This window comes from Herminiimonas fonticola, from assembly GCF_003293745.1.
GTDB classification, from domain to species: Bacteria; Pseudomonadota; Gammaproteobacteria; order Burkholderiales; family Burkholderiaceae_D; genus Oxalicibacterium; species Oxalicibacterium fonticola.
In genome coordinates, this window is the sequence record NZ_PTLZ01000005.1 from 67,591 (window position 1) to 84,792 (window position 17,202).

Below are 17,202 nucleotides of genomic sequence, written 5' to 3' on the forward strand. Positions count from 1 at the left end.
CTGCAATGCACACGTTGTAATGCAAGAGTTCTACTGCAACACGTTTCCACAAAACGATACACGGGACAACAAGATGAAAAAAGGTTTGCTGCCGCTTTCACTAGTGATCACATTGCTGCTTTCGGGCTATGCGCACGCTCAACTATATAAATGGGTCGCGCCTGATGGCAAGATCACTTACAGCGACACACCACCGCCATCGTCCGTGAAAAAAGTGGAAGAGAAGGCGCTCGCCACCGGCCCGTCTACTGCCGGCTTGCCGTATGAACTTGCCCAAGCCGTCAAAAACAGTCCGGTTACTCTGTATACAACGACCAAGTGCGAAGCATGTACAGATGCGCGTAATTTGCTGAATACTCGCGGTGTTCCCTACACCGAAAAAACCGTCAACAACAATGAAGAGATCGCGCGCCTGAAACAAGTCGGTGGCGACAAACAATTGCCATTCGCGACGATAGGTTCACAAAAGCAAACCGGTTTTAATTCCGAATTATGGGATAGCGCATTGACCAGTGCCGGCTATCCGGCAAGTAACCAATTACCGAAAAGCTATCGCAATCCAGCGCCTGAATCGGCTGCACCAAAACCAAAAGCTGCAGAAGCCAAGACTGCTGATAACACACCACCCGCGCCACCTACCGATACACTGCCAGCTACCGGCAATGCGCCACCGGGTTTCCGTTTTTAAGTTTTAGTTTTTCCTGATTCAAATTTAGCCTTAACTTATGACGCGTATCGACTTTCACAGCAATGTTCCAGACAAAATCTTGTACGCATGCAGACTTGCGCGCAAGGCACGCAATGCCAACTTTCAACTGGTGATTCTTGCCAAAGATAGCGCGCAACTTGCTGCGCTGGATGAAGCCTTGTGGACGTTTTCCGAACATGACTTTCTGCCGCATGTGATGATCGACGATGCGCTGGCCGCGCAAACACCTATCCTGCTGACCACCGAACAAGCGATGGAATCGCCGCATCATCAGATTCTGATCAATCTGTCGGATACGCCGCCCGAGCACTTCGCGCGCTTTGAACGCATGTTTGAAGTCGTTGCGGCCGACGATGGCGACAAGGCATCCGGACGCGAGCGCTATAGTTATTACAAACAGCGCGGCTATCCGCTGACCCACTTTGTGGCTGAAAGCTCATGAACAAACCCACACAGGATTCCGGCATTCCGGTTCTTACCGAAGTCATCGTGACGCCGCCGCGCGTTGCACCTCAGCCCGCTTCAATTCCCGTTCAAGCTCCTGCCTCGACTGCTACACCTCTTCCTGCATTCCTTACTGCACGAGCAATAGAAACAACCGTCGAAGATCTGGCAGACATTCCTGTGCTGCAAGTGGAAATAGAAGCGCCGCTCACCCCGATAGAACACGCCCCGATCACTGGCTGGCTGGATGAGGAGTGGACGCGGATGGAGCAAAAGATAAGTGAGCGCGTGCTTACACAATTGCTGGAACGCCTTGATACCGTGCTGGAAGAGCGCCTGCACGAAGTACTTTCCGCTAGTCTGCAACGAGCGGTGGAAGAGATAAAAGCAGGTTTGTATCAGACGTTGGGCGAAGCGGTCAGCGATGCCGTGGCGCAAGAAATCGACAACATCCAATTTTCAAAAAAATAAATTTATATTAAATTTTTTGTTTTTTAAAACAAAAATAATGGCCATATAATTTTTTACATAAATATTTGACGCAATAATGAACACCTAAAAAATAGATAATTTTTTACAATTAAGCCATTGCACAACAACAATGGCGGAAATTGAAATGAAAGTAATTGTCTTGGGTTCAGGCATCATCGGTACTGCATCCGCATGGTTTTTAAACAAAGCGGGGCACGATGTAACCGTGATTGATCGTCAGCCTGGTGCCGCACAGGAAACCAGCTTTGCCAATGGCTGCCAGATTTCTGTCTCGCACGCCGAGCCTTGGGCCAATCCGGCCGCGCCCATGAAAGTCTTGAAATGGCTGGGCAAGGAAGATGCCCCGCTCCTGTATCGCTTCCGTCCCGAATGGCTGCAGTGGAAATGGGCCTTGAACTTCCTGCGTGAATGCACGCCAGGCCGCACCAATGAAAATATCCATCAGATCGTTGCCCTCTGCGAATACAGCCGCCAGACTCTGGTCGGTTTGCGCGCTGAAACCGGGATCGAATACGACAATCTGAATCGCGGCATTCTGCATTTCTATACCGATCAAAAAGAATTCGACGATTCGCTGCCGGCAGCCAAACTGATGCGCGATCTGGGTTGTCCGCGCGATTCCATCAGCGCAGATGAAGTCGTCCGTATCGAACCTGCATTGGCCAGCATACGCGACAAGATAGTCGGCGGCGACTTCACAGCCAACGACGAATCCGGCGATGTCTACAAGTTCACCTCCGGCCTAGCGCAAAAATCAGCCGCAGCCGGCGTCAACTTCCAGTTCAATACCACGGTCACCCGCCTGATTACCGAAGGTACCGGTGCCAGCGCAAAAATCACCGGCGTGGAAGTCATCACACCGGAAGGCCGCCACGAAGTTCTGCACGCCGACGCCTTTGTATTGGCGATGGGTAGTTTTTCTACCGCGCTGGCAAAACCATTGGGCATTGATTTGATGATTTATCCGGGCAAGGGTTATTCGGCCACTTACAAAGTGACCGATACAGCCGCCGCTCCTTCAGTATCCCTGACGGACGACGGCTACAAACTGGTGGTCTCGCGCCTGGGCGATCGCCTGCGCGTGGCAGGCACTTGCGAATTGAATGGTTACACGCGCGACTTGAATACCGCACGTTGCGAAGCGATCACGCGCCGCACACGCGAATTGTTTCCGGATGCCTGCGATTATGACAACCCTACCTACTGGACTGGTTTGCGCCCATTGACGCCATCCAATGTGCCTTACATAGGCAAAACCAAATTCAGCAATCTGTTCCTCAACACCGGTCACGGCACATTGGGCTGGACCATGGGTTGCGGTTCGGGCCGCGCGCTGGCCGATATCGTTTCCGGACATCAGCCGGAAGTGAATTTCCGCTTCACCGGCATGCCGTATCAAACATCCGATCGCATCATCACACCGCAATCGATCACAGCTTAAAAAACAAGCCTCATAAAAAACGCTGCATGTTATTTCATGCAGCGTTTTTTTATGTCGAAAAAATTGTCTCTTCTTTACGCCTCTACTCTTATTTATCGATACGCACCTGTAGCGCAACGGCCTTCTCGTCAAACGCAATCCGCGTATCAAACTTCGCTCGCTTCATCGGGAAGCGCGACTGAAAATGCCGCACATTGCCCGAACCTGAAATCGCGCGACGGACGAACTGGTAGTAAGCGTCCATGTCGACCACATGCACCACCAGAAAATAATCGTAATCGCCGGATACGAAATAGCACTGCATCACTTCCGCTTCCTTGTTCATGCGCATCTCGAATTCCTGCATGCGTTCGTCCTGCTGATTTTCCAGCGACACTTCCAGAAACGCCAGCATGCCGTAGCCCAGCGCAAACGGATCTATCATCGCCACATCGGCGCTGATGATGCCAGCCTCGCGCATATCGCGTATGCGGCGCAAACAAGTCGGCTGGGAAATATGCACGGCGTCAGCCAGCATGCGCGTCGGCGTTTGATTGTCTTTCTGCAGCATGTTCAACAGCTTGCGATCAACTTTGTCTAGGGTATGAAGTTTGGGCATAAGAATCGTGTAAATCAGAGAAAAAACACTTTACGTCGTATTTTCTTCTGTTGTAAGGTCTTTGTCTTGAGAGGCATGCATGGCCAGTGTTGCAGCTACTCTGTATTTTTACAATCCTCAGGAGAAAATATATGCAGTTCAAGACCAGAATGATTCCGTTGGCCGGCCTGATTGCGTTTGCTCTCGCAGGGACTGCCGTGGCACAAGAACAAGTTATCAAGATTGGTAGCGTCGCACCTATCACCGGCACCGATGCACACATGGGCAAGGATAATGAAAACGGCGCCAGAATGGCCGTCGAAGAATTGAACGCCAAAGGCACCACTATCGCCGGCAAGAAGGTGAAATTCCAGCTGCTGGCAGAGGACGATGCATCCGATCCGAAACAGGCGACCGCAGCTGCGCAAAAACTCGTCGATGCCAAAGTAGCCGTCGTGATCGGCCATCTGAATTCAGGCACCACCATCCCTGCTTCACGGATTTACTCGAATGCCGGCATCCCGCAAATCTCGCCATCCGCGACCAATCCAAAGTACACGCAACAAGGATTCAAAACCGCTTTCCGCGTAGTGGCCAATGACGCGCAACTCGGTCAGGTACTTGGTCAGTACGCAGTCAAAACACTGGGTGGCAAAAGCATCGCCGTCATCGATGACCGCACTGCATACGGGCAAGGCGTCGCCGACGAATTCGCCAAAGGCGTCAAAGGAGCAGGCGGCGCCATCGTTGCCAGCCAATACACCAACAACAAGGCAACCGACTTCAATGCAATCCTGACCTCTATCAAATCCAAGAAACCCGACATCATTTTCTTCGGCGGCATGGATGCGGTTGGCGGCCCTATGATGCGCCAGATGAAACAGCTGGGCATCAATGCCAAGTTCATGGGTGGCGATGGCATCTGCACCGGTTCATTAGCAGGTCTGGCGGGAGATGCGCTGGCCGATAACCAGGTCGTTTGCGCTGAAGCTGGCGGCGTGCCGGAAGCACGTAGAAAAGGCGTGGAAGATTTCCGCGCTGCGTACAAAAAACGCTTCGGCATTGATGTGGTCTACACTGCTGCCTACGCCTACGATGCAACCTTCGCCGCTGTCGAAGCGATGAAAAAAGCCGGCTCGACTGAAGCTGCCAAATATCTGCCCGAGCTGGCGAAGATCAATTACCCGGGCATTACCGGCACGATTGCCTTCGATGCAAAAGGCGATATCAAGGATGGCACGCTGACGCTGTATACCTACAAGGGCGGCAAACGCGAAATACTGGCAGTCACCAAGTAAATTATTTAAGTTTCATGCAAGCCTCGCGACTCAAAACCGCGAGGCTTTTTTATTGCTGTAACAGGACGAATAAATCTGAACAGACAAAAATAAAGCGCTCCGAAGAGCGCTTTATTTTTTAGAGCTGTAGTACTCATCCTCAATTTCAAACTGCATGTACACTAGAACGTCGCGGGAGAATTAACCCATAAAACCTTGGCGACAACCTCGCCTACATTGCTATAACCATGCGGCACATTACTGGCAAACGTAAACACATCGCCAGGGCCGATGATATAGCGCTCATCACCCAGGCGCAGCTCAATTGTTCCTTCCAGCACATATCCCACTTCTTCACCTACATGCTCGATCTGGCCATCACTGGCTGCGCCCGGTTCCACGATATGTATATTCGCCTGCAGCAAACCGCCGCGCGTCGGTAGTACCAAACGCTCCATCGAGATGCCACCGGTCTTGATGACAGGCCGTTCGCCCACTCGCAACACCGGACCTACTGCCGGCATTTCTTCCGACATCAAGGTCGAGATATTGGTATCCAATGCCATCGCCAGCCTATGTAACATCGCCAGTGATGGTGTTGCCGTACCTCGTTCTATCTTGGATACCAGACTTTCTGAACATGCCGCTTTTTGCGACAACTGCATCAAGGTCAAGCCTGCCACCAAACGAGCGTGACGCAGCCGCACACCAAGCCCGGAGACTGATGCCTTTTTTTCGACAGACGCAGAACTTGAGACAGGATCGCGTTTCATCTGCAATTTCTCGATTCGTTAAAAAACTGGTTTGAACTTTCCGGACTGCTATCGATTTGCCAGCTCTACCAATGTGTATGCGAGGGCTTGCACACCGAGGTATAAATCTTCAGGTGCGGTTTCCTCGGCGGCATTGTGACTGATTCCGCCCTTGCTTGGCACAAAAATCATCGCAGTCGGGCAATGCTCGGCCAGATACATGGCGTCGTGGAAGGCACCCGAGGTCAGTTTTTGCGGATCGCCGCGCTTGGCTTGATGACCGGCACGCATGCAGGCGCGTTCGATCAAACTCAGCATATCGGCAGGAAAATGCGTAGGTGGACGCGAAAAAAAACAATCGAAGGAAATATTGCCGCGCCATTGATGGCTAGTCGTGATCTCCGCCAGAAACTGCTCAAAACGCTCCAGCACATCGGCATCGACACAACGCACATCGATCGTGAAATCAACTTTGCCGGGAATTGTATTCACCGAATTCGGACCGACCTGCCAGCGTCCCAAAGTCAATCGCAAATTGCTGGCCGCCTGTTTGGCCGCATACACATACAACTGCTGCGCGATAGCGACAGCAGCCATCATCGCGTCGCTACGCTCATCCATAGGCGTGGTGCCGGCATGTGCCGCCATGCCTATGCACTCTACCTTGTACCAGCGCACACTCTGTATGCCGGTCACGACACCCAATGCGGCATGGGCACGTTCCAGCACCGGTCCTTGTTCGATATGCAGTTCTACACAAGAAGCGATCGGCAACGCCAGTGGTCTACGACTCACGTCGGCGGATGCCAGCAACGCCGCATCGACTGCCTCGCCAAATGTAATGTTGTCGCCATCACGTACTTCACGATAAGCCGGCAAACGCGATGGATCGACAAAGGCGCTGGAACCCATCGCGCCGGGGCCGAAGCGACTGCCCTCTTCATTGGTCCACGCCACCACTTCAATCGCACGACGGGTAGTAATACCGGCATCATTCAAGGCGGCGATCACTTCCAGTCCGGCCAGCACGCCATATGCACCATCCAGCTTGCCACCAACCGGTTGCGTATCGGCGTGACTACCTGTCAGTACCGGCGGCAAGTCAGTCGTGCCGAGCCTACGGAAAAACAAATTCGCACAATCATCGGTTTCTACTTCACAGCCCAAAGCGCGCGCGGTAGCGATCAGATGACGCCGTGCATCCAGATCAATTTGCGTCAAGGTCTCACGTGCTACGCCGCCATCGTCGCGACCACCGAACGCTGCCAGTGCAGCGATCGCATTTTGCAAACGCTCGTTATTGATACTGTCTTGCGTCTTTTCAGCGGGAGAAATAGATGCATCCTGCATAGTTTGATTCGTCATGATGTCCTGTTCAGTTGTTCGAGGCAAAAACGCGCTCGAGTAAATTTGCTGCCGACAGTACGCGGGCATCGCCCCAGCGCGGGCCGGTAAGCGTCACACCCAATGGCATACCGCCCGGGCCATTGCCCAAGGGAACGTGCACGCAAGGATTGCCGAGCAGCGACCACATGCGATTGAAGATGGGATCGCCGGTGATGGAGAGTCCTGCCGGCGCCTCACCCTCGGTACTTGGGGAAAGCAGGATATCCACCTTGTCGAACACGCCCGTCACCATCTGACGCGATGCAACAGCCAAGGCCTGAGCTGCTACATAGGACGTGCCATCGATGGCCTTGCCTGCTTCCAGCAAAACGGCAAACGCATCACTGAAACCTTCCGGATGCGTCCGCGCTTCGGGAGCAAATGCAGCCGCTGCCTCATAACCCATGATGCGGATCTGCGCATCGGTCAGGCCAGCACAAGGTGCCGGCAAATCGACGTCGCTGATGATCGCACCGGCTTGTTCCAACAAGCGCGCGGCTTGCTCAAGCACGGCGCGCGCACCTTCGCCTGCGCGCTCCCAATGCGGCGTACGGCAAATACCGATACGCAATCTTGACGGCGCTGCATCCGCATTCAAACCCTCAGATAAAGGCAGACGCGCCAGCGCACCTATGAAAAAAGCTGCGTCGCCAACACTGCGTGTCAGCACGCCCACGGTATCCAGACTTGGCGACAGCGATTTGATCCCCGCCAGCGACAAGGTGCCGTAAGTAGGTTTGTAGCCAACCACGCCGCAATATGCAGCAGGTCGAATAATCGATCCCGCTGTTTGCGTGGCGAATGCGGCGGGCACCATGCCGCAGGCAACTGCGGCAGCGGAGCCGCTGGACGAACCACCAGGTGTATGGTCGGCAACCGCGCGTGGATTACGCGTCGCTCCAGGACGGAAAGTGGCGAACTCGGTAGTCACGGTTTTACCCATGATCACCGCACCCGCACTACGGCTGGCGGCAACACAAGCGGCGTCTACCAAGGGTCGATGATTTTCATAAATCGGTGAACCGTAGGTAGTCGGCATATCTGCCGTATCCATCAAATCCTTGACCGCGATAGGCAGGCCGTACAACAAACCTGAGTGCGCTTGCGTCTCAAGCAGACGTGCCTGCTTGATCACGAGCTCTGGATCAAAATGTTGCCAGGCATGGACAGCGGGTTCCAACTCTTCTATGCGTGCAATGCCGGCGCGTGCCACCGCCTCCACAGAAACTTCACGACGTGCAATGCATGCTGCCAGTTCCTTCAGGGATGAGTTAGCGTAATTTTTCAATGAGCGCCCCGATCAACCGAAGTAAGCGGAACGCACATCGTCATTGCTGGCCAATGCTTCGGCCGTGCCTTGCGCCATGACGCGGCCCTGCGACAGCACGTAACCATAGTGTGAAATCGCCAGCGTCTGGCGCGCGTTCTGCTCCACCAGCAGCACCGTGATGCCCATCGCGTTGATCTGCTTGATGACCTTGAAATTTTCTTTGACGTAGAGCGGCGACAAGCCCAGCGACGGTTCATCAATCACCAGCAGTTGCGGCTCCGCCATCAAGCCGCGTCCGATGGACACCATGGCCTGCTCGCCACCCGACATGGTGCCGGCAAATTGGGTCGCCCGTTCCTTGAGGCGTGGGAAAATTTCATAGACACGTTCCAGGCGCTGCGCCACGACAGACTTATCCGTGACCAGGAAGGCGCCGAGGGCCAGATTTTCAGCCACGCTCATGCGCGGAAAAACCTTGCGGCCTTCCGGTATGCAGGAGATGCCGCTGGCGATAATCGCATGGGTTTTTTCACCAGCCAGATTGCGCCCGCCCCACAGAATTTCTCCCTGACGTGGCGGCGTCAAGCCGAGTATCGAGCGTATCAGCGTGCTCTTGCCGGCACCGTTGGCACCGAGGATGCAAGTGATTTTTCCAGGTGCAACGTCGATAGAAACGTCATGCAATACATTGACCTTGTCGTAGCCGGTAGTCAGTCCTTTGACGCTCAAGTTGCTCATTCATCTTCTCCCAGATAAGCGGTCTGTACATTCGGATCGGCAGTGATTTCCGCGTAAGTACCCTCGGCAATTTTTTTGCCGTAGTTGAAAACGATGCAGCGATCGGTGATGCGTTTGATCACATTCATTTCATGTTCGATCAAGACCACGCTCAGATTCGACAACTTGCTGCGCACTTGCAGAATGTCATCCATCAAGGCTTCTGTTTCATCGTGCGTCATGCCGGCCGATGGTTCATCGAGCAGCAGCAGACGCGGTTCGCTCAACAGTGCGCGACATACTTCAATGCGGCGTCTATCGATCATGGTGAAGGTTTCCACCGGCTCGAACATGCGTGCCACCAACGGTGGGCTGAAGATGTTGAGCAGCGCTTCAACCTTGGCGACATAGGCGTCGTACTCGGCACGAAAAGCCTTGCGACGGAACAGATTGAAAAACAAACCGTGCTGCATGTGCTGGTAGTCGCCGATGACGATATTGTCGAACACCGTCAATGGCAGTGACAGACGCGAACGCTGGAAGGTACGCGCGACGCCGCTGCGATAAATTTCCTGTGGTGTCTGGCCTATCACTTCGCGACCCTGATACGTGATGCTGCCGCTGCTGGCCTTGTACAAGCCGGTCAGCACATTGAAAAAGGTGGTCTTGCCGGAGCCATTGGGGCCCAGCAGGCCGAGCACTTCGCCTTCGACTATGTGCAGATTCAGCTGATCGAGTGCGGTCAGGCCGCCGAAACGCATGGTGACATCGCGCGCGCTGACCAGGGTGTTCGCACTTGTAGCAGGCATGCTTGCTGAATTCATTGCTGGATTCGCTTCTATTTTCATGATTGCGCTCATTGGGCCGCCTTCCGGGAAAAGAACAGTCGTGTTTTGCGCGGCAACAAACCATCAGGACGGAACAGCAAGATGCCGATCACCAGAACTGCATACAACAAGACCCGATACTCTTGAATGAACTGCAGTTTTTCCGGCAGCATCATGACAATAATCGCTGCAGGAATCAGGCCGATGACATTGCCAAGACCGCCGAGGATCGTGATCGACAGCAGCAACAGCGAATCGGCGAACGTGAAATTGTTCGGTGCGACAAAACCGACCATCATGCCGTACACGCTACCGGCAACACCGGCGAAAAAATTTCCGAGTGTGAAGGCAATCACTTTCCAGCGCACGATATGCAGGCCGAAAGTAGATGCGGCAGTTTCATCTGTTCGTACCACGTCCATGCTCAAACCTACCCATGAACGCTCCAATGCCTTGATCAACACAAAGGCACAGACAAACAGCAGCAAGCTCAACAATACGTAGTTCACATAGAAGGAAAACTCAATCCCAAACAGGGTAAAGTTTTCGTTGAAGACATACCCGAACAAGGTCATGCCGGGCACTTGCAAACCCTGCGGTCCGCCCAATACGTCGTTGACTTCAAGGAAGGTTTTGAACAGGATGCCGAATGCGATCGTCACCAGAGCCGCGTAGTGACCACGTGTGCGTAACACAGGCCAGATCAGGATGGAACCGATGATTGCGGCAACCGCTCCGGCAATCGCGATATTCGCCAACGATGGCAAGCCGGTATGCGTCGCCAGCACCGCCGTGGTGTAACTACCGATGCCGAAGAAAGCCGCGCCGGAAAAATTGCTCACTCCGGAAAATCCGAATTGCAGGGTCAAACCCATGCAGGCAATCGCATACAACAGGACGCCGCCTATCATCAGCAAAACGAAGTGGCTGTCGTAAAACGCAGCTACCAATGACAATGCAGCCAGCAGTGACCAGACGCGCGCCAGACCGGGACGGCTGGCCGCTGCCTTTTCTATGCGTTCTACCGTGCCCAGTTTTTTCCCCAGCAAGGTAAGTATCAGTGCCAGAACAATCAATGCACCGACCGCCAATTGCGACTCTGCATGCAGGAACAACCACATGTAGATACTGATCCCGAGCGTCGCCAGGCCCAGCACCAGCGCTGCTGATTTCTTATTCAATTGAATGTCTTTCATATCAGACCCGTTCGCTAGATTTTTCGGCTATCAGCCCGGTTGGTTTCCATGCCATCAAAATAATGACGACTGCAAATGCGAAGACGTCCTTGTAGGCGCTCGGGATATTCGGGATCAGTGCCGGCAGCGTTGCACTACCCAATACCTGCAGGCCGGCGAACAGGAAGCCGCCGATGATCGCTCCGTAAATATTTCCCAGGCCGCCGAGTATCGCTGCCGCAAAGCCGATCACGCCCAACAGCAAACCGACGTTGAAGTTGATCTCGTTGTAATACAGGCCGTTCATGACGCCAGCCAAAGCAGCCATCGCAGAACCGAGTGCGAAAGTCAGCAACACTACGGCTTCAAAATTGATGCCCATCAGGCGTGCTGTTTCACCGTCCTGCGCCACGGCGCGGATTGCCATGCCAAGGCGGGTGCGTGTGATCAGAAAGTGCACGCCTGCAATGACTGCCAGACCGCTCAACAAAAGAATCACATTGTCTGCACGTAAAGCGAAGCCGCCGATATCGATGGCATCCGTCGGCAGCAGGGAAGGAAATGGCTGTGAATTCGAGCCGTCCGGATAGAACAAGCGCACTGCTTCGCGCATGACCGTACCCAGCATCAGGGTCGCCAGCAGCGTATTGAGTGCCGGCGCTTTACGCAGCGGCAGCACCAGCCATTTGGCAATCGCCGCGCCCAGCAAACCTGTTACACATACTGCCGCCAGCACAACTGCCAGCAAGCGTATCCACGGAGAACCTATGTCCAGCATCATCACGCCCGTCGATGCGCTAAGGCCTGCAAACGCACCGACCATCAAGGTATCGCCGTGCGAAAACTTGATGACATCCAGCACGCCAAAAAACAAGGTGAAACCGACTGCGACCATGGCGTAAATCATGCCCAGCATCAGTCCGTTGAAAATATATTGGCTGATTACACTCATCGCTCTCTCCGTTTGTATCCAATCTTGCTGCAGGCCGGGCGCCCGGCCTGCAGCTTCGTGCCTACTTCACATCCGCCTTATTTGGCAGACGATTACTTGCCGGCTAATTTGCGCTTGCCGCTGGCATAGCTGCTGTCTTCCCAGATCGCCCACTTGCCATCCTCGACCACATACTTGGTCACCAGCGGCACAATGTTTTGACGGTGATCATCGAAGGTCACCTTGCCGATCAAGGTATCGGCGTTCTTGGTGTTGTTCAGCACATCGCGTACTTTTTTGCGGTCCGGGCCGACCTTCTCCACTGCATCCATAATCAAATTGGCAGCAGCATAGGAGAACGTGCCATACGCTTCAGGCGGTTCGCTGTATTTTTGCTTTTGATATTGCGCGGTAAAGAACAAGCCACCAGGAATTTTTTCCCACGGGGCACCTTCGAGGAAGGCCAGCGATCCTTCGGCCAGTTTCTCACCCACGCCTTGAATGTATGCATCCGACTTGATGCCGGAGGTGCCTTCAAACTGCGCCTTGATACCGAGCTTTTCCATTTGCGTACGGATGCGCACGCCCAGTGGGGTCAGGCCACCGAAGTAGACAACATCTGATTTCAATTCACGTATCTTGGTCAGCTCGGTGCTGAAATCCTGCTGATCTGCAGTCACGCCAAATGTACCCAGTACGGTGGCACCATTCTTTTTCAGGAATTCCGAAAAATACTTGTTATGGCCTTTGCCGTAGTCGGTCGTGTCATGAATGATGGCAAATTTCTTGTAGCCCTGATCCGCCATGAACTTGGCAGCCACTTCGCTTTGATTGATCATCGTGCCGTTGACGCGATGTACTTCCTTGAAGTTATTGCCGTAAGTGATTTCCGGCAGCACGGCACCCCACACAACCACTGGCAAGCCGAAGCGGTTATACACGCTTACCGTACCCATCGCGACTGCAGAACAGAAATGCGTGACGCCGGCGATGATGTTTTTATCAGCCGCGATTTTGGTCGCCACTTGCACACCGACATTCGGGCGACATTCATCATCCTGCACCACCAATTCATAGGTGTACTTGGCTTTGGGATCTGCATTTCGCAGACGCACTGCCAGATCCGCTGAATTACGCCCGCCCAAACCGATGGAAGACGTGCCGCCAGTCAGCGGGCCGACAAACGCGATCTTCACAACATCTTTGGCAGAAGCCGATGCTCCCAGCAAGCTCATGCCCATGGCGGCACACAGTGCAGCTGTCTTTAATACTGTCTTGGTATTAACCACATTTATCCCCTTTAGAATGGATGGACGGTAACGATTCAAGTTACTTGAATATTAATATCAGCAAAACATTCGCAATTCAAGTAGCTGGAATATTGTTCAGCAAAAGCCATGCCAATCGGAATTTGAGACATTTTCCTGAAGTCAGGTATCTGGTGGTGCAAGATAATGTCGACCCTTGTCCAAGCGTGGAATCTGTCTCGCAGATGGCGCCAAATTGGCGCAGTCATGCACTAGATACGGGATTTTTAAAATATCTAAAACCGAAAAGGGAATAGAGGAAAGCCGATTTCCAAAGGGTGCTCAGAGCACGCCAATATTGTTCAAGTGACAATCTGCCGGCGATAAAAAAGCGCTCCGAAGAGCGCTTTTTTTATTTTCACATATTGTATTTTAGCGACACTTATTTCAGCGTCAGTATCCATTTAACCAGGGTGTGCGCTTCCGCTTCGCTGACCTGAGCATTGGCTGGCATAGGCACTGTGCCCCACACGCCGCTACCGCCCTTCATCACTTTTTGCACCAGCTTGTCTTCTGCACCTTTTTGACCGGCATATTTAGCGCCGATATCCTTGAAGGCCGGGCCCAGTACCTTGTTGTTTACTGAATGGCAAGCCATGCAATTCTTTGCTTTTGCCAGATCGGCATTTGCCAGCGCGCCATTCGACACGCCTGCAACCAGAAACAAACCTAATAACAAAGTACGCTTCATGTTTCTCTCCACAAGATTGATCGCGACTATTCTACCGCGTTTAACTCACGCGAAAGTTCGCCTTACAAGGGTACAACGTATCAGCAACAGCACAGTTGACGACAGCAATTGACCGTTACACTTATTCACAATATCCTGCAGCGAACAAGGAGAAGCCATGCCCCTCATTATCATCATCGTATTATTGTCGGCTTTAAAGTACTTTGAATTCGGCCCGCTGGAAAACCTGTCCTGGTGGTGGATAGTCGGCCTGTTCGCCATCGCCTTTCTCTGGTTTGAGTTCGGCGAAAGAATGCTGGGACTAGACAAGCGCAAAGCGCACGAACAACTGGAAAAAGCACGCAAGGACCGGGTGAAAAAGACCTTCAAATAAAGCCGTGCTTTTCCTGCATGCGGCAAATCGTTATTTGGACTTTTCAGCCAGACAATTCGAACGCGCTTGATTGCCGAACTCTGTTCCTCTTGAATTTGCGAGCGACTTGTCGAAATAAACGGCGTTGATGGCATCCTTTTTTTCCTGCAAGGAAACCCCTTTCACGCCACGCATCAACTCCAGCGTTTTTTCAGGCGACATCCCCTGATCGCGCCACGCTGCAATTGATTTGAGCATGGACGCATAATTAGAACAGTACGATTGTCTATCCATGTCGGCATTGGCATAAGCCGTCGTAGAGGCGAGTGCGAACACTAGTGATGCGATGATTGTTTTCATGGTTTCCTTGATTCGGTCAGCCACTATACAGATATCATCGGTCATCACGCGAACTTGATTAAAACCCTATGAAATTATCCGCAGGCATCCCCATCATTCGTATTTTCTCCGTAGACAAGGCGAAAGAGTTCTATCTCGACTTTCTCGGTTTTACGCTGGAATGGGAACATCGCTTCGAAGAAAATTTTCCCTTGTATGCACAAGTGACTCGCTCGGGATTGACCTTGCATTTGAGCGAACACCATGGCGATGCAACACCAGGCTCTGCAATCTTCATCCCTGTCGAGAACATCGATGCGCTGCAACAGGAACTGCACGCGAAAGAGTACAAATACGCGAAGCCCGGCATCGAAACAGTCGACTGGGGACGAATAATGCAAATCATGGATCCCTTCGGCAATCGTCTACGCTTCTGTGAATTGTCCGGAGATTAATAGTTAGTACACAAAGACTGCTGTCTACGTATCTCTTGCACACATAGTTATCAGCGCAGACATGCGATATAAAGAAAGTCATGGATTCAAACAAGTTTTCACCTGAAGAAATTGCCGCAGTCTATAAAGTAATTCGAGAACGCCGCGATATGCGTCATTTTCTTTCGACACCGTTGGAAGAAGGTCAATTGCAGCGTTTCATCCAGGCGGCACATAGCGCACCTAGTGTTGGCCTGATGCAGCCATGGCGATTCATACGCATCACTGATCCGCAATTACGAATAGCCATGCACAAGCATGTTGATGAAGAACGAATTGCCACAGCGGATGCACTCGGTGAACGCTCCAGTGAATTTATGCGACTGAAAGTGGAAGGAATACTTTCCTGCGCAGAAGTGCTGGTTGTCGGCTTAACCGATCACAGGGAAAAGTATATTTTTGGTCGTCGCACCATGCCGGAAATGGATCTGGCTTCGGCGAGTTGCGCGATACAGAATATGTGGCTGGCAGCCCGAGCAGAAGGTATCGGACTTGGTTGGGTATCCTTGTTTGATCCGGAAGCAATTCGCCATCTTTGCCAGATGCCTGAAGGAAGCCAGGCGATCGCCATCTTGTGCCTGGGCCACGTAAAAGATTTTTACCCTGCTCCGATGCTGGAAATCGAAGAATGGGATAAGCGGAAAGCAATCAGCGAGATTTTCTATGAAAATTCATGGGATGCAAATGAGGCTGGCACTAAACCCATTCTCTGATTCCATAAACATCTCTTCCTCGGAGTAAGAAGTCGCATGTCTTTTTGATGAAGTCGGATACGGCATGACTTCATCAAGTGTCCGGGTTCACGTCCTCACTTCTCAGCAGAGCAATATCATTTATGCTAAAAGTAGTTTGCAGTATTCAAGTTCGTTTTAATTAAGCGCACTGAATACGGCACTACATAATTATTAGATGAGACTTCTGAAACCAACTGAGTGAGACAAATAATGACAACATTGAAAAAAGCAGTATTCAGCCTCCTGTTATTAGCCGCCGTCCCCGCCTTCTCTCAAAGCAAACCCGTCGTGCAGTTCATCGCAACCGGCGGCACGATTGCGATGAAGATAGACCCTGTAAAGAATGCGCCTGTGCCGGCTATCTCTGGCGATGATCTGCTGGCAACCGTACCCGATGTTGCAAAGTATGCGTCCATCGAAGTAAACAATCTTTCGAATGTTCCATCCGATTACATGGACCCGGCGCGCTGGGTGACATTGACGAAAGCAGTGCAGGCAGCGTTGGATCGCAAGGAAGTGGCTGGCGTGATCGTCTCCCACGGCACCGATACGCTGGAAGAAACCGCCTACTGGCTGGACCTGACCGTGCAATCAAGCAAACCGATAGTCTTGATAGGCGCGCAACGCAATGCCTCGGTTTCAGATTTTGATGGCCCGCGCAATTTGTTGAATGCAGTACGCATCGCTGTTGATCCGCAAGCCAGGGACAAAGGCGCAATGCTGGCAATGAATAATCAAATCAATGCAGCACGCTATGTCACGAAAACCCACACAGCCAATGTAGAAACATTCAAGTCGGGTGATTATGGATTTTTGGGTGAAGTGTATCCAGATCGCGTGACCTTCTCATACACTCAATTGCGTCGCCAATACATCCCGATTCGTACGGACAAAATGCCGGAGGTCGAAATCATTGCGATGTATGGCGGCGCTGACGGTGCAGCTCTGCGTAATGCAGTCGATCGTGGTGTCAAAGGCATCGTCGTGCAGGCACTCGGCATGGGCAACATGAATGTGGCGATGTTGAATGCAGTAAAGTATGCGATCTCGAAAAACGTCGCAGTCGTCGTCTCGACCCGCGTACACAATGGTCGCGTCTTGCCTAGCTATGGTTTTGAAGGTGGTGGCAAAACTTCGTTCGAAGCCGGCGCAGTAATGGCCGACGATTTGAAACCAGCGAAAGCACGCATTCTGTTAATGCTGTCCTTGCAAAATGGCGTGAGCAGCCAAAGCGATCTGCAAGCGACATTCGCTCGATAAGCTTTTTGATGTTGGCTGAATTCAACT

20 protein-coding genes are annotated in these 17,202 nt (G+C 52.4%); 9 read left to right on the plus strand and 11 right to left on the minus strand.

Going from position 1 to position 17,202, the window contains the following annotated elements; all coding sequences use genetic code 11:
* Positions 1-73: 73 nt before the first annotated feature.
* The 4 genes from Hfont_RS13965 to Hfont_RS13980 all read left to right on the plus strand — a co-directional run bounded on the left by Hfont_RS13965 (position 74) and on the right by Hfont_RS13980 (position 3,086).
* A complete protein-coding gene (locus Hfont_RS13965) occupies positions 74-688 on the plus strand; it encodes a glutaredoxin family protein (RefSeq protein WP_112993165.1) in 615 nt (204 codons plus the stop codon).
* Between the two features lie 37 nt (positions 689-725).
* Complete coding sequence (locus Hfont_RS13970; RefSeq protein WP_112993038.1) at positions 726-1,151, plus strand: DNA polymerase III subunit chi; 426 nt, start codon at positions 726-728, stop codon at positions 1,149-1,151.
* Positions 1,148-1,624, plus strand: coding sequence for a hypothetical protein (locus Hfont_RS13975; RefSeq protein ID WP_112993039.1), 477 nt, complete (start codon positions 1,148-1,150; stop codon positions 1,622-1,624). The genes Hfont_RS13970 and Hfont_RS13975 overlap by 4 nt, the downstream gene beginning before the upstream one ends.
* A 145-nt stretch (positions 1,625-1,769) precedes the next feature.
* The gene (locus tag Hfont_RS13980; protein WP_112993166.1) at positions 1,770-3,086 is read left to right on the plus strand and encodes a D-amino acid dehydrogenase; all 1,317 of its coding nucleotides are present in this window, start codon (positions 1,770-1,772) and stop codon (positions 3,084-3,086) included.
* 88 nt (positions 3,087-3,174) lie between these two features.
* On the opposite strand, the gene Hfont_RS13985 is transcribed toward Hfont_RS13980, so the two are convergent.
* Entirely contained in the window at positions 3,175-3,684 is a 510-nt protein-coding gene (locus tag Hfont_RS13985; RefSeq protein WP_112993040.1) for an Lrp/AsnC family transcriptional regulator, read from the minus strand.
* Positions 3,685-3,815: 131 nt separating this feature from the next.
* Between Hfont_RS13985 and Hfont_RS13990 the strand changes: the two genes are divergently transcribed.
* The gene (locus Hfont_RS13990; protein WP_112993041.1) at positions 3,816-4,961 is read left to right on the plus strand and encodes a branched-chain amino acid ABC transporter substrate-binding protein; all 1,146 of its coding nucleotides are present in this window, start codon (positions 3,816-3,818) and stop codon (positions 4,959-4,961) included.
* A gap of 161 nt (positions 4,962-5,122) precedes the next feature.
* Here the strand turns inward: Hfont_RS13990 and Hfont_RS13995 are convergent, their stop codons facing one another.
* The 9 genes from Hfont_RS13995 to Hfont_RS14035 all read right to left on the minus strand — a co-directional run bounded on the left by Hfont_RS13995 (position 5,123) and on the right by Hfont_RS14035 (position 13,996).
* Positions 5,123-5,713 carry a helix-turn-helix domain-containing protein gene (locus tag Hfont_RS13995; RefSeq protein ID WP_112993042.1) on the minus strand — a complete coding sequence of 197 codons (591 nt, stop codon included), beginning with the start codon at positions 5,711-5,713 and terminating at the stop codon, positions 5,123-5,125.
* A gap of 48 nt (positions 5,714-5,761) precedes the next feature.
* A complete protein-coding gene (locus Hfont_RS14000) occupies positions 5,762-7,057 on the minus strand; it encodes a M20 family metallo-hydrolase (RefSeq protein WP_112993043.1) in 1,296 nt (431 codons plus the stop codon).
* Between the two features lie 10 nt (positions 7,058-7,067).
* On the minus strand, positions 7,068-8,366 hold the full coding sequence (locus Hfont_RS14005; RefSeq protein ID WP_112993044.1) for an amidase: 1,299 nt from the start codon (positions 8,364-8,366) through the stop codon (positions 7,068-7,070).
* A gap of 12 nt (positions 8,367-8,378) precedes the next feature.
* Complete coding sequence (locus Hfont_RS14010) at positions 8,379-9,086, minus strand: ABC transporter ATP-binding protein (RefSeq protein WP_112993045.1); 708 nt, start codon at positions 9,084-9,086, stop codon at positions 8,379-8,381.
* Entirely contained in the window at positions 9,083-9,874 is a 792-nt protein-coding gene (locus Hfont_RS14015; RefSeq protein ID WP_112993167.1) for an ABC transporter ATP-binding protein, read from the minus strand. Before Hfont_RS14015 ends, Hfont_RS14010 begins: the two co-directional genes overlap by 4 nt.
* 47 nt (positions 9,875-9,921) lie before the next feature.
* Positions 9,922-11,088 carry a branched-chain amino acid ABC transporter permease gene (locus Hfont_RS14020; RefSeq protein ID WP_181666462.1) on the minus strand — a complete coding sequence of 389 codons (1,167 nt, stop codon included), beginning with the start codon at positions 11,086-11,088 and terminating at the stop codon, positions 9,922-9,924.
* Between the two features lies 1 nt (position 11,089).
* Positions 11,090-12,019: a branched-chain amino acid ABC transporter permease gene (locus tag Hfont_RS14025; protein ID WP_112993046.1), complete on the minus strand. Its 930-nt coding sequence runs from the start codon at positions 12,017-12,019 to the stop codon at positions 11,090-11,092.
* 92 nt (positions 12,020-12,111) lie between these two features.
* Positions 12,112-13,239 carry a branched-chain amino acid ABC transporter substrate-binding protein gene (locus Hfont_RS14030; RefSeq protein ID WP_112993047.1) on the minus strand — a complete coding sequence of 376 codons (1,128 nt, stop codon included), beginning with the start codon at positions 13,237-13,239 and terminating at the stop codon, positions 12,112-12,114.
* A gap of 448 nt (positions 13,240-13,687) precedes the next feature.
* Complete coding sequence (locus Hfont_RS14035; protein WP_112993048.1) at positions 13,688-13,996, minus strand: c-type cytochrome; 309 nt, start codon at positions 13,994-13,996, stop codon at positions 13,688-13,690.
* 157 nt (positions 13,997-14,153) lie between these two features.
* On the opposite strand from Hfont_RS14035, the gene Hfont_RS14040 reads away from it, so the two are divergent.
* The gene (locus tag Hfont_RS14040) at positions 14,154-14,369 is read left to right on the plus strand and encodes a TIGR04438 family Trp-rich protein (RefSeq protein WP_112993049.1); all 216 of its coding nucleotides are present in this window, start codon (positions 14,154-14,156) and stop codon (positions 14,367-14,369) included.
* A 30-nt stretch (positions 14,370-14,399) separates the two neighbouring features.
* Here the strand turns inward: Hfont_RS14040 and Hfont_RS14045 are convergent, their stop codons facing one another.
* A complete protein-coding gene (locus Hfont_RS14045) occupies positions 14,400-14,708 on the minus strand; it encodes a hypothetical protein (protein ID WP_133467279.1) in 309 nt (102 codons plus the stop codon).
* 68 nt (positions 14,709-14,776) lie between these two features.
* Between Hfont_RS14045 and Hfont_RS14050 the strand changes: the two genes are divergently transcribed.
* The 3 genes from Hfont_RS14050 (at position 14,777) to Hfont_RS14060 (ending at position 17,175) form a co-directional block, all read left to right on the plus strand.
* The gene (locus Hfont_RS14050; protein ID WP_112993051.1) at positions 14,777-15,142 is read left to right on the plus strand and encodes a glyoxalase superfamily protein; all 366 of its coding nucleotides are present in this window, start codon (positions 14,777-14,779) and stop codon (positions 15,140-15,142) included.
* Positions 15,143-15,222: 80 nt separating this feature from the next.
* Positions 15,223-15,894: a 5,6-dimethylbenzimidazole synthase gene (gene bluB, locus Hfont_RS14055; RefSeq protein ID WP_112993052.1), complete on the plus strand. Its 672-nt coding sequence runs from the start codon at positions 15,223-15,225 to the stop codon at positions 15,892-15,894.
* Positions 15,895-16,125: 231 nt separating this feature from the next.
* Entirely contained in the window at positions 16,126-17,175 is a 1,050-nt protein-coding gene (locus Hfont_RS14060) for an asparaginase (protein WP_112993053.1), read from the plus strand.
* Positions 17,176-17,202 lie beyond the last annotated feature (27 nt).

What these genes read in the sequence shown, in the direction of transcription:
- Hfont_RS13965 (WP_112993165.1), top strand. Translation starts at nt 74, where the DNA reads ATGAAAAAAGGTTTGCTGCCGCTTTCACTAGTGATCACATTGCTGCTT.
- Hfont_RS13970 (WP_112993038.1), top strand. Translation starts at nt 726, where the DNA reads ATGACGCGTATCGACTTTCACAGCAATGTTCCAGACAAAATCTTGTAC.
- Hfont_RS13975 (WP_112993039.1), top strand. Translation starts at nt 1,148, where the DNA reads ATGAACAAACCCACACAGGATTCCGGCATTCCGGTTCTTACCGAAGTC.
- Hfont_RS13980 (WP_112993166.1), top strand. Translation starts at nt 1,770, where the DNA reads ATGAAAGTAATTGTCTTGGGTTCAGGCATCATCGGTACTGCATCCGCA.
- Hfont_RS13985 (WP_112993040.1), bottom strand. Translation starts at nt 3,684, where the DNA reads ATGCCCAAACTTCATACCCTAGACAAAGTTGATCGCAAGCTGTTGAAC.
- Hfont_RS13990 (WP_112993041.1), top strand. Translation starts at nt 3,816, where the DNA reads ATGCAGTTCAAGACCAGAATGATTCCGTTGGCCGGCCTGATTGCGTTT.
- Hfont_RS13995 (WP_112993042.1), bottom strand. Translation starts at nt 5,713, where the DNA reads ATGAAACGCGATCCTGTCTCAAGTTCTGCGTCTGTCGAAAAAAAGGCA.
- Hfont_RS14000 (WP_112993043.1), bottom strand. Translation starts at nt 7,057, where the DNA reads ATGACGAATCAAACTATGCAGGATGCATCTATTTCTCCCGCTGAAAAG.
- Hfont_RS14010 (WP_112993045.1), bottom strand. Translation starts at nt 9,086, where the DNA reads ATGAGCAACTTGAGCGTCAAAGGACTGACTACCGGCTACGACAAGGTC.
- Hfont_RS14015 (WP_112993167.1), bottom strand. Translation starts at nt 9,874, where the DNA reads ATGCCTGCTACAAGTGCGAACACCCTGGTCAGCGCGCGCGATGTCACC.
- Hfont_RS14020 (WP_181666462.1), bottom strand. Translation starts at nt 11,088, where the DNA reads ATGAAAGACATTCAATTGAATAAGAAATCAGCAGCGCTGGTGCTGGGC.
- Hfont_RS14025 (WP_112993046.1), bottom strand. Translation starts at nt 12,019, where the DNA reads ATGAGTGTAATCAGCCAATATATTTTCAACGGACTGATGCTGGGCATG.
- Hfont_RS14030 (WP_112993047.1), bottom strand. Translation starts at nt 13,239, where the DNA reads ATGGGCATGAGCTTGCTGGGAGCATCGGCTTCTGCCAAAGATGTTGTG.
- Hfont_RS14035 (WP_112993048.1), bottom strand. Translation starts at nt 13,996, where the DNA reads ATGAAGCGTACTTTGTTATTAGGTTTGTTTCTGGTTGCAGGCGTGTCG.
- Hfont_RS14040 (WP_112993049.1), top strand. Translation starts at nt 14,154, where the DNA reads ATGCCCCTCATTATCATCATCGTATTATTGTCGGCTTTAAAGTACTTT.
- Hfont_RS14045 (WP_133467279.1), bottom strand. Translation starts at nt 14,708, where the DNA reads ATGAAAACAATCATCGCATCACTAGTGTTCGCACTCGCCTCTACGACG.
- Hfont_RS14050 (WP_112993051.1), top strand. Translation starts at nt 14,777, where the DNA reads ATGAAATTATCCGCAGGCATCCCCATCATTCGTATTTTCTCCGTAGAC.
- bluB (WP_112993052.1), top strand. Translation starts at nt 15,223, where the DNA reads ATGGATTCAAACAAGTTTTCACCTGAAGAAATTGCCGCAGTCTATAAA.
- Hfont_RS14060 (WP_112993053.1), top strand. Translation starts at nt 16,126, where the DNA reads ATGACAACATTGAAAAAAGCAGTATTCAGCCTCCTGTTATTAGCCGCC.